Source organism: Planktothricoides sp. SR001 (genome assembly GCF_001276715.1).
Classification (GTDB): domain Bacteria; phylum Cyanobacteriota; class Cyanobacteriia; order Cyanobacteriales; family Laspinemataceae; genus Planktothricoides; species Planktothricoides raciborskii.
Window position 1 is genome coordinate 117,220 of the sequence record NZ_LIUQ01000010.1, and the last position, 10,844, is coordinate 128,063.

9 protein-coding genes and 1 tRNA gene are annotated in these 10,844 nt (G+C 45.3%); 4 read left to right on the forward strand and 6 right to left on the reverse strand.

Annotated elements, in window-relative coordinates; all coding sequences use genetic code 11:
* The first annotated feature begins 192 nt into the window (after window positions 1–192).
* The 3 genes from AM228_RS32170 (at window position 193) to AM228_RS08540 (ending at window position 3,335) form a co-directional block, all read left to right on the forward strand.
* Entirely contained in the window at window positions 193–348 is a 156-nt protein-coding gene (locus AM228_RS32170; RefSeq protein ID WP_156331638.1) for a hypothetical protein, read from the forward strand.
* A 354-nt stretch (window positions 349–702) separates the two neighbouring features.
* Window positions 703–2,493 carry a DMT family transporter gene (locus AM228_RS08535; protein ID WP_054465702.1) on the forward strand — a complete coding sequence of 597 codons (1,791 nt, stop codon included), beginning with the start codon at window positions 703–705 and terminating at the stop codon, window positions 2,491–2,493.
* A gap of 308 nt (window positions 2,494–2,801) precedes the next feature.
* On the forward strand, window positions 2,802–3,335 hold the full coding sequence (locus AM228_RS08540) for a transposase (RefSeq protein WP_054465703.1): 534 nt from the start codon (window positions 2,802–2,804) through the stop codon (window positions 3,333–3,335).
* 8 nt (window positions 3,336–3,343) lie between these two features.
* On the opposite strand, the gene AM228_RS35035 is transcribed toward AM228_RS08540, so the two are convergent.
* The 3 genes from AM228_RS35035 to AM228_RS08550 all read right to left on the reverse strand — a co-directional run bounded on the left by AM228_RS35035 (window position 3,344) and on the right by AM228_RS08550 (window position 5,294).
* A complete protein-coding gene (locus AM228_RS35035; protein WP_206756764.1) occupies window positions 3,344–3,499 on the reverse strand; it encodes a hypothetical protein in 156 nt (51 codons plus the stop codon).
* A 118-nt stretch (window positions 3,500–3,617) separates the two neighbouring features.
* Window positions 3,618–3,691, reverse strand: a tRNA-Val gene (locus tag AM228_RS08545).
* A gap of 397 nt (window positions 3,692–4,088) precedes the next feature.
* Entirely contained in the window at window positions 4,089–5,294 is a 1,206-nt protein-coding gene (locus tag AM228_RS08550) for an aspartate aminotransferase (RefSeq protein WP_054465728.1), read from the reverse strand.
* Window positions 5,295–5,928: 634 nt separating this feature from the next.
* Between AM228_RS08550 and AM228_RS08555 the strand changes: the two genes are divergently transcribed.
* Window positions 5,929–7,179, forward strand: coding sequence for a NupC/NupG family nucleoside CNT transporter (locus AM228_RS08555; protein ID WP_054465729.1), 1,251 nt, complete (start codon window positions 5,929–5,931; stop codon window positions 7,177–7,179).
* 230 nt (window positions 7,180–7,409) lie between these two features.
* Here AM228_RS08555 and AM228_RS08560 read toward each other — a convergent pair whose 3' ends face one another.
* The 3 genes from AM228_RS08560 to AM228_RS08570 form a co-directional block, all read right to left on the reverse strand.
* Window positions 7,410–8,162: a DUF2993 domain-containing protein gene (locus AM228_RS08560; RefSeq protein WP_054465704.1), complete on the reverse strand. Its 753-nt coding sequence runs from the start codon at window positions 8,160–8,162 to the stop codon at window positions 7,410–7,412.
* A 235-nt stretch (window positions 8,163–8,397) separates the two neighbouring features.
* Window positions 8,398–9,021, reverse strand: a complete 624-nt coding sequence (locus AM228_RS08565) for a pentapeptide repeat-containing protein (RefSeq protein ID WP_054465705.1) — start codon at window positions 9,019–9,021, stop codon at window positions 8,398–8,400.
* 57 nt (window positions 9,022–9,078) lie between these two features.
* The gene (locus AM228_RS08570; RefSeq protein ID WP_054465706.1) at window positions 9,079–10,455 is read right to left on the reverse strand and encodes a DICT sensory domain-containing protein; all 1,377 of its coding nucleotides are present in this window, start codon (window positions 10,453–10,455) and stop codon (window positions 9,079–9,081) included.
* Window positions 10,456–10,844 lie beyond the last annotated feature (389 nt).

Here is a 10,844-nt window from a genome sequence, read left to right on the forward strand (position 1 = left end):
ATAGACATCTGGCCAGCCGATTGATTCTGCCGTTTTGAGGGGAGGGTGAAGTCTAATATCAATGAAATTGGGGAAATTGAGATTAATTATCGGGCGATCGCTTAATAAAACTTTAGATTTTTTTAAGATTAATTTGCTGAACAACCGGAGAAAAATATGCCATAGAATTAATATTGACAAAAAACCTAAAATTTGGTATATAAGCGATTATTTGTCAGTGGTGCTGTAGCGGCTCAACTGCGGGGATGCAACCAGCAGCCGATAGGGGCGATCGCTCATATAAGGCAACAGATTAAACAATCAGGGTTTTTAGCCGCAAGAATCAACCAGACATTTTACCTAGTCTGACGGTTTTTGTCGATCAATGGTCAACCCTTGCTCATCAGTCACTTGAGTCACTTTCACAAATCACTTTCACAAAAATTTTCCGCCAGACCACTATCTGGCTGATCGTTTCTTGAGCATTTCGAGCCAAAGCCGTCCAGCCACCCATTCACCGTGGCTGATTCAGATTAAAATGAAGCAGAATTCCTAACAACTTCCAAGGCTAGGAATATCTCAAGTGGCTTATAATCGTAAAGCCGAAGCAACTTTGGCGGGAATACAGACAGATAGACAATCTATTTTTATAGACGTAGCGAACCGGCGCTCTATTCAATCATGTAATTTATTGAACATCAACCATTTAGAGGTGACACAAGAATGGGGCCACTGGACAATTTACCACAAGACCCAGGATACCAGGATCCCAGAGAATTACAACGTCTTCTGGAGTCCATGACACGGGAGATTCGAGATATCCAACATACGTTAATGGTTCAACTGAACCAAGATTTGACAAGGCTTCACGCGGAAAAAGACCGGCTGAGGCAGGATATTCTGGAACTACAACGGCAAGAAAAACAGTTACAAACTCGGCAAATCCAAGGATTTAGCCGCCAGCAACTGGCTCAACAACAACTTTGGTCTAAGCAACTGGCGCAAGTCTTGGCGTCCAATCTTCAGGATGAACTCAGCCAACGCTTTAAGGAATTAGCTGTCCCAGTAGAACGTCCTAGCATTCGCGGGGCAGGGCCGAGTCCGAGTTTGTCTCAAGGGGCTACAGCCAGCAATCAAAGTGATAGCGCTTATCGTTTACTGGCTTCTTTCGATAACACCCTCAACACCACATTCAAGACTCTGCAACAAGAACTCAGTAGCTATCAAAGCTCGATTTCCCAACAGCTTAGTCGGATGCATTCGCTCCAGCAACAAGGAGAAGTCATTTTAGAGACTTTGGTAGAACGGCTGATTTCCCAACTTCAAGAAGATGCCGGGAGTGTGAGTTCTGATGTGGGCAAGTTGCTGGGCGATCGCTTCGCGGGGCAGCAGTTACCCCAACCCGCCCCCGCAAGCCCAACCCCCTACGGAACCGAACCTAGCCAACAAATGGGAGTAGTTGAGCGTCCGGCACCACACTCAGCCGCCACCTCAGCCCCAGCCCCGACTCCAGCACAAACCCAAGAACAAAAAAACTTTGTCACCGGGATCGTGCTGATTTTGCTGTCTTCGTTGATTATTTCGATTCAGAACATTGTCACGCGAGTGATTTTAAGTGTTCAGCCGGTGCTGTTTTTGGGAGATATGGGGGGCATCATTGGGCCGAGTGCGGGGAATTCTCTGTTAATTCTGGCCATGCGGATGATCTTTGTCGTGCCAGGAATGTTGATCGTCGGTTCCTTTGTCCACCCAAATACCTTGCGGGATATTCGGCAATTGGGAAATCCCGAAAAACGAGGGTCAGTGTGGATCGTTATTTTGAGTGGCGTTTCTTTGTTTCTTTCCCAGTTTTTTATCTACTTTGCCTTGGGAAACGTGGCGACTGGGGTGGCGATTTCGATTTTCTTTGTCTTTCCCACCGTCACCGTTTTGTTGGCATGGCTGATTTTTGGCAGTCGCCCAAGCTTTATTTTGGGTTTAGCCACGATTACGATCTATATCGGCTGCTTTCTGACGGTTCCTGCCGCCGCGTTTCAGTCCAAAGGCGACAGTAATATTTGGTTAGGTGCCGGAACTGCTTTGTTGTCTGGGGTGACTTTTGCGGGCTATGTGATTTTGACTCAATTGAGTGCCAAAAAGCTGAAATTGCATCCTGCCCCCTATAGTGTGATCAACTTTTTCGTCATTCTGGTTTTGGCGACGGGGGCGATGAGGTTGTTTCCCAGTAGTGTTCCTGAACAAAATTGGCCAGCGCTTTGGGGCGGGGCTTTGATTCTAGCCGCCACAACTTTGACGGGTTATGCACTGAACAACTTTGGCATTCCCATGATTGGTGCCGCTTTTGCCTCGGTGATTTCTGCATCTGGTCCCGCTTTGACCAGCTTGCTGGCAGTCGGGATTATCAGTGAAAGTTTGGCCTTGAATCAGTGGTTAGGTGTGGGTTTAGTGACTCTGTGGGTCATTGGCATTAGTGTGGATAATATGAGTCGGCAGAAACAAGCTGCTAAGAAATAATCCCCCAATCATCCCCATTTTTGGTTTGCTCTCACCTTTCTGTTGAGCAATGATCGGAGAAAATCAAAGAAAAAACCAGCGACAAGCGCGATCGCTGGTTTTTTCTTTTGCAGTACGCTTCAGGGATTAGAACCCATGACAAAGCTGAAACCATTGATATTGATATTGATCTTGCAATGAGTGAAAATTGAGTTACGTGATATCAGAAATAGGTTGAGTAAGTTCCTATCAGTTAATCAATTAAGTGTTTGTCTAAAACTACTAATATAAAATCTGAAGTCACAGACCTTAACCCAACTGATCGCACAATGGCACGAAGTCCCTACCATGTCTTAGAAAATCGACCCCACTTTGTCACCTGCACAGTGGTTAATTGGCTCCCGTTATTTTATCAAATTGAAATTGCTCAAATTATCTTAGATTCCCTCCAGTTTATGCAAGATAACCAGCGATTAGACTTATCTGGTTATGTGATTATGGAAAACCATCTCCATATGTTAGTCTCAGGCGCTAACTTATCTAAGGAAATAGGGAATTTTAAATCCTTCACCGCGCGATCAATGATTAATTGGCTTCAACAGAATAATTTTCATCACTTACTACAACAGCTTAAAATTTATAAACTTCAATATAAAACTGAACAAGAATATCAAGTTTGGCAAGAAGGATTTCAACCTCAAGCGATTTTCAGTGATGAGGTGTTTAGACAAAAGTTAGAGTATATTCACAATAATCCCTTGAGACGCGGCTATGTAGACCATCCAGCCCATTGGCGATATTCGAGTTATCGTAATTACATCGGTGAACCAGAAGTTTTACGTTTGGATAAAATTGATTTTTAGTGAGTGATTTATGCGATCGCTCTTGCAGAGCCTCGCTTACTGGCATTCCCAGGCTCTGCCTCGTGGCTTAACCGTGCTAACTGCGATCGCTCCGGCAGAGCAAGAGTGACTGGCATTCCCAGGGAGACCCTGGGAACGAGAATATACTCCCAAATTACTCCCAATTTCCGCTCAATTTCCGCTCAATTTCACCCTAGCAGCATATCATACTTCGCCACTAAAGCCGCTCGATTGATATCGCATAAAACATTATAAACTTTATCCCATAAGGCTTTCAGTCAATGGACACAACTGGACTCGAACCAGTGACCCCTACGATGTCAACGTAGTGCTCTAACCAACTGAGCTATGCGTCCTCACAAGTTATAAATATAACACAGGTGTTTAGAAATATGCAAGAGTTTTGGCAAATTTTTTTGAGAATTTTTTGAGAATTTTCTGAGAATTTTCTGAATCATGCCCTTGATCGCCGTTCCCCCATCGCCGCAATCCCTACCCCAGTCAGCAATACAGCCGCACCGAGAAAGATTTGGGGGGGCGGAGTTTCCCGGAAAACGAGATAACCCAAGAAACTTGCGATCGCGGGTTCAACTAAAATTGAGGGTGTGACGGCATCTCGATCTAGAATTACAATATCTAGGCTATCTAGGGGCGCTTACAGCCCCCCTACCCCCCCTTTTGACAAAGGGGGGTGCTGCATACTGATAGCTGAATGCTGATAGCTGAATGCTGACTAGAAATCTAAAATCTTGTCTAAGCAACTAAGCATTTAGGCTGGTAAGAAATTTCCGCTTTTTTCAGCCGATTTAATACTTCTTGGAGGCGATCGCAATCTTCAATTAAGCTGATACGGACATATCCATCTCCCGCTTCCCCAAAGGCGTTGCCCGGAGTCACCACCACGCCAGTTTTCTCTAAAACATTCATAAAGAAATCCGTAGAATTCATGCCCACGGTGCAAGGCACCCAGAGATACATACTGGCTTTCGGGGGTGTAATATTCCAGCCTAATTCGTTCAACCCAGCCACGAGAAAATCGCGGCGTTTACGATAGCGTTCTTGATTTTGATGAATATAAGAATCTGGGAGACTTAAAGCGGCAGCAGCCCCCGCTTGGACTACCGCAAACATCCCATAGTCCATATTACTTTTGAGACTAGATAAACCCTTGATAATTTGAGCATTACCCACCACAAAACCCGCTCGCCATCCCGCCATACTATAAGTTTTAGACAGGGTATGAAACTCTACGCCAATTTCTTTGGCTCCGGGAATTTCTAATAAGCTGGTGGGATGATAGTCGTCAAAGGAAAGTTCCGCATAAGCTAAGTCATGGACTAGCATGATTTCATAGTGACGAGCCCATGCTACAATTTCTTCAAAAAATTCCCTAGGGGCGGTAGCGGTTGTGGGATTATTCGGATAATTAAAATAGATAATTTTGGCTCTTTGGGCTACTGCTTCGGGAATCGTATTTAAGTCGATTAACCAGTTGTTTTCTGGTTTCAAGACTAGGGGATAAATTTCGGCGCCCGCTAAGATTGGGCCGCGAAAATGGGCGGGATAAGCTGGACTGGGAACCAGCACAATGTCCCCAGGATTAATATAGGCGATCGCCAGGTGAGAGAGTCCTTCTTTTGACCCTAATACCGGCAAAGCTTCACTGTTGTAATCGAGTAAAACATTGTAACGACGTTTATACCAATCGGTGATGGCTTTACGAAATTCACCGATGCCTTCAAAAGGCGGATAGCCATGATTTTGGGAAGTGGTCATGGCCGCGATCGCTGCATCAATCACGGGTTGAGGTGGGGAACCATCGGGGTTTCCCATCCCCAAATCAATCACATCGACCCCTTGTTGTTTTGCCTGATTTTTCAGTTCCGCTAAATAACCAAATATATACGGGGGTAGCTGATTCAGCCTTTCCGCTTGATGATTTTGCCAGTTGATATTCATGGTTGATAAGTCCCGATTCACTGCGCCGGGAACCGACAGGTTTTCTAAAGTTTGGATACTCATTTATGTGATAATTCCTGATGGGGTTTACTTTTATTATATAAATTACCCGATTATTTTTAGTCAAGCAGCTAAAAAATTCAGAGAAAAATTAAGATATTTTTTAGATTTATTTTTGATGACTTTCTGAATAAATGTAAAAAATATAAATTTTTCTGGCCAGCCAATCTTTTTGGCGGGTAAAAACTGAGGGGATTTTGACATCTTGAATCTAGGGAAAAGTAGAGTAAATCTATCAAAGCATATTTTTACCGAGTCCGGGAAGCAACTTCCCTAAAAAATACATTTCTTTACAAAAAGTGTACTTATGTAAAGAAATGTGAAGTCATGTTGCGGGATAGGTGATGTCACCAAACCCTGATGATGTCTGAATTTCAGGATGTTTAGCCTCAGTCTGACTGAGGCGATTCGCCCCTAAGCGCAAGGGGCTGCGCTTCAGGGCACCCCAGGCAACCTGCCCCTGGCAACCGGGGGGGTCGATTTCCAGGCTGCTAAATTGAGGCAGGATGCTTAAGTCTCTTTACGATGGCAAACAAAACCGATCGGTAAATTCTTGGAGCTAGACTAAACCATGATAGAGCGGATGATTTCCCTGCTGGGGTTGGGGGTATTTGTGGGGATGGGTTATCTGTTTTCCACGAACCGCCGAGCAATTCCTTGGCAAACGGTGCTTTGGGGCATTGCCTTGCAACTTATTTTAGCGATTTTTATCCTCAGAACTAGGGTCGGTTTGGCCTTGTTTCAGTTTTTGGGCGATCGCATCAACACTTTTCTCAACTATGCGGATGCGGGTTCTAAGTTTGTTTTTGGGGATAACTTTAGCGAACATTTTATGGCTTTTAAAGTGTTGCCTACCATCGTTTTTTTCTCCTCGTTTATTTCCTTACTTTATTACTACGGAATTTTACAGCGAGTAGTGCAATGGGTGGCTTGGGTGATGATGCGAACCATGAAAACATCTGGGGCAGAATCCCTTAGTTGTGCGGCCAATATTTTTGTGGGACAAACGGAAGCCCCGCTGATGATTAAGCCTTATATTAATTCCTTGACTCTTTCCGAACTTCATGCGGTGATGACCGGAGGATTTGCCACCATTGCCGGGGGGGTAATGGCGGCTTATCTTTCTTTCGGAGTACCTGCGGAACATTTAATCGCCGCTTCGGTGATGTCCGCCCCCGCAGCCCTGGCAATTTCTAAGTTATTTTATCCCGAAACGGAAACATCTCTCACTGTTGGACAAGTGCAGGTGAAAGTTGAGCAAAGTTATGTTAATGCGGTGGATGCGGCGGCAGGTGGTGCCAGAGATGGAATGAATTTGGCCTTAAACGTGGGGGCGATGTTAATTGCGTTTTTGGGGTTACTAGCTTTTTTTAATGGCTTATTAGGTTGGCTGGGCAATTTGGTGGGTTTGCCTCAGTTGTCTTTAGAGTGGATTTTTGCTTATGTGATGGCTCCCGTGGCTTGGTTGATGGGGGTGCCTTGGGCAGACTGTGCCCAGGTGGGAATTTTGTTAGGGAAAAAGACTATTTTAAATGAGTTTATTGCTTATTTGGATTTGAAAGTTTTGATGGATAATGCCCGAAAAATTGCATCGGGGGAAGTGGCTGCGGGGTCGCTGCCGGTGATTTCTGAACGGGCTAAGGTTATCGCTACTTATGCTTTATGTGGTTTTTCTAATATTGGCTCGATCGCCATCCAAATTGGCGGAATTGGTGCGATCGCGCCACAGCGTCAGGGGGATTTAGCCCGCTTAGGAATTCGGGCGATGATTGCCGGTTCTTTGGCCTGTTTTATGACCGCTTGTATCGCTGGGATGTTATTGTAATTGGCATCAGAAAGGTGGGATATAGTAATTCACCACAGAGACACAGAGGACACAAAGGAGATTAAGCCGCAATTTGCGGCTTAATTTAATAGACAATTCTGGCAAACAGAACGGATCTATCCCCCCAACCCCCCTTAAAAAGGCGGGATTTGCACGAATTTTGCCAGAATTGTCTAATTTTTGCCTTGTCACCCTGGACTTGGGAAAAAACCTGGTTGCTGAACTACCATTTACTTACGAGTGGGAAACCGATTAATATTCGCCGAACCATAAAAGACGATCGCCTGATTTTGGATGCGGATGCGGTCTACTCGCAGTTGAGTTCCTTCCAGGGCAAATTTGTCTAGGTCTAACAAATTATTTACATGAGTAATCACCGCTTTACCGAGGGCTAATTCCTCGTCATTGCCAGTATATTGCACATCCACAAATTGAATTTTTTTGCGGTCTTCCACGATCACCGAAGTGGTAAAATCAAGAGTAATTGTTTTGTCCTCACTGCCAATGGTAATTTGAGATTTTAGCCGCAAAGTTTTATCACTATTTAAGGTAATTGTAGTATTCTGAAATTTGAGAGATTGTCCTTCATACTGAAGTCTTTGCAGTTTTTCCGTGACAAATGGGGTATTGAAAGAAGTGGTTAAATCTTCTTCAGTCAATACCACTCTCATGCTGGCTTCAGTTGGTCGCCGCAATTTTACCTGACCCGTAAAAATCGCCCCAAAGTCAATGGAAACAGCTTGCAGATACAACTCCATTGCATTAATTCGCAAGCCGTTATACATCAACATCCCTTTACCGATGAAATCAAAGCCATCAATGCTTCCCTGTAACAGCTTGGTTACAGGTTCAGCCCGAACATTGGCCTCGATATTTTCCGACCGTTTAAACAAAGCCGCGATCGCACTACCAGCGACTTTACTTACGAGACGATCTCCACTTTGATCTTGAAACATTGTGTTGCCAAACAAACCGGATACCATGCCACCATACGCTGCCAAGTCTTATTATAACTTCACATTAAAAATTGTAAATTCACTTTTGTGACCTCACTAATAATATTTGCTTATGTTTCCAGGTCATTGCCCGATCCCCCCTAACCCCCCTTCAAAAGCCCGATCCCCCCTAACCCCCCTTCAAAAGGGGAGGAACCGAAGTGTTGCTACGTCCCCGGCAAGATTAGCCCGTGGGGAATGCGGATCATGGGGGATCCGTTGCTTAATCTGGCTTCTTTTTCACGTTCATCAGAGGGGTTCCTTCCACACAGGCGCCATCGAGTAACGCCCCAGTCCACTGGGTTTTCTCCATCTGGGCACAGAGTAAGTTCGCTCGCTGTAAATTCGCGCCCCGCATGACCGCCCCATTTAAATTTGCTTGTTCTAAATCTGCCTGAGAAAGATCGGCGCCGGAAAGATTGGCATTACTTAAATCTGCCCCAGCTAAATTTGCTTTGGCTAAACTGGCGCCCCGCAGGTCAGCCCCGTGCAAATCAACGCCACTTAGGTCTAACTTCCGACCAGCGATGCCAGCCATAAATGCTCCAGCAAAACTGGCGCCCCGGACTTCCGCATCCTGGAGGTTAGCGCCGGTTAAGTCCGCATTGCGACAGTCGGTTCCTTGTAAATTTGCGCCGCTTAAGTTAGCGCCTCGGAGGTTGCCTCGGAGTTGGGCTTGGGATAAGTCTGCCCCACTGAGATCGGCCCCTTTTAAGTTGGCTTGGGATAGGTCGGCTTCAGCGAGTTTGGCGCCGGATAAGTTGGCGCCGATGAGTTTAGCATCGCTGAGTTGTTTGATTTTACCAGCGCGAATTTCTTCTATATTTAAAGGTGTGAATTTGCTCATAAATTGCTGATGAATGCTGATGAATATAGATAGTTTTAATGAGGATTTACCGGGTTTCTACAAATCATCTAACCAAACATTGGGGAGTTGACTAGGGCGATCGGGTAGTTGCATCATGCCCATTTCGGTGAGTCGGACGACATGAGAAAGAGATGCAACTAAAGCCGGATCGAAGCGAGTTTCACTCAATTCTTGGCATTTTTCCAGGGCAACGGATAAACTTACCCCTGGGCGACTGCCTCGTGGTTGAGTGAGGTCTTGAAAGTAAGCAACGAGGGCTAAAATCCGCGATTCAATGGGGATTTCTTCGCCGCGTAAGCCATCGGGTTGACCGCTACCATCCCAATATTCTAATTGATGAGCGACAATATTTGTTACAGGGGCTAATTCCGGCATGGCCGCAAGTAATTGGGCGGCAATTTTTGCCCGATCGCGCCAAAATCCCAGAGTAACATCATCGAATTCACTTTTAGTCTGGGTAAATACTTCTTTGGGGGCAGAAACTAACCCAACTCTAAATAATAATCCCGCTAATCTTAATCGACGTAATTTTAAGGTGGGTAAATCTAATAATTGCCCCAAGGTTTCTGATAATGCGGCAACTTGTAAAGAGGCTACGGGATTGGTGGGATCTCGTTCATCGACTCGTTGGGCTATGCGTAAAAATGCTTGGAGTTTATTGGCATTTAAATTCCGACTGAAGCGCAGGGCTTTTCCTTCTAATTCCCAAAGTTCTCTGGTTTGGCGATTCACTGAAATCATTTGTTGCTGAGAACTTTGTAAGTAAGTGACGATGCGAGAAACTACCCCACTTAGATCCGCAGGGGCGATCGCCTCTTTCAGCAGAATCTTTTGCAATTTTACCCGTAGCTGGTTGGCTAAATTTGCGTCATAATAACGCACTTTTTCAATCAAAATTTCCGCTGATTTGGCTACTACGGGGCGATCAAATGTCCATAAACCATAAAATTTTCGCTCCATATCCACATCAGGTTTACCATCGGGCAGATATTCATCTTCTGACAGTTCGTGGCATAGCAAAGTTGCCTGATAATTAGGAGCAATAATAATTAAATTCCATTCTTGAACTAAACTATCATTGAGGTCAAGATTCACCAATGATACATTGTCTAATTGACTGGTTTTATGGCTGATAAATCCACTATCTGCCACCGCAGAAATTACCACATGATTAGATGCTTGGGCAATTTCTTGATAGCGATCGGCTTCTTGTAAATACCATTTCCCTTGTTGAAAAGTGACTAATACTAAAGGTTTTTGGGTAGACTCAGGGCTACTACTTTGTAAAATATGATCTTCGAGGGCGTGGCAAAGCGCCACCAAGGTATTTTTAAAATAAACTCCGTAACTAGAAGGCAGTTGTTGGTCAGGTAAGTTGGTTTTCAGTTGGTTGAGAGTTGATTCTGGTTTCATCGAAAAACGGCGCTCCCTACGATGTTTCTATGATAGCGGCGATCGGGTCCTTTAAGATAGGGAGCGGGGGAGCTTCTGGTGCAGAGGGGCAGAGGAGCGGAGGGGCAGAGGAGCGGAGGGGATGAGGGGCAGAGGAGCGGAGGGGATGAGGAGAAATATATCTCCCCCGCTCCCCCGCACAAGACGCTCCCCCGCTCCCCACACCCTACAGGGGTTTTCTACTGAGTAAACTACATTAACCGCCAGGGAATCGTCTTCCCGCCGCTTTCAGCGCAAGCCTGCCCCCGTGAAGACCGCCATCGTCGGTTAAAACCGACTAAAATTCTGTACGGGTCAACAGCCGTTGACCCCTACCAAGCATGATTAATCGGTTTTAACCGACTGTAGGG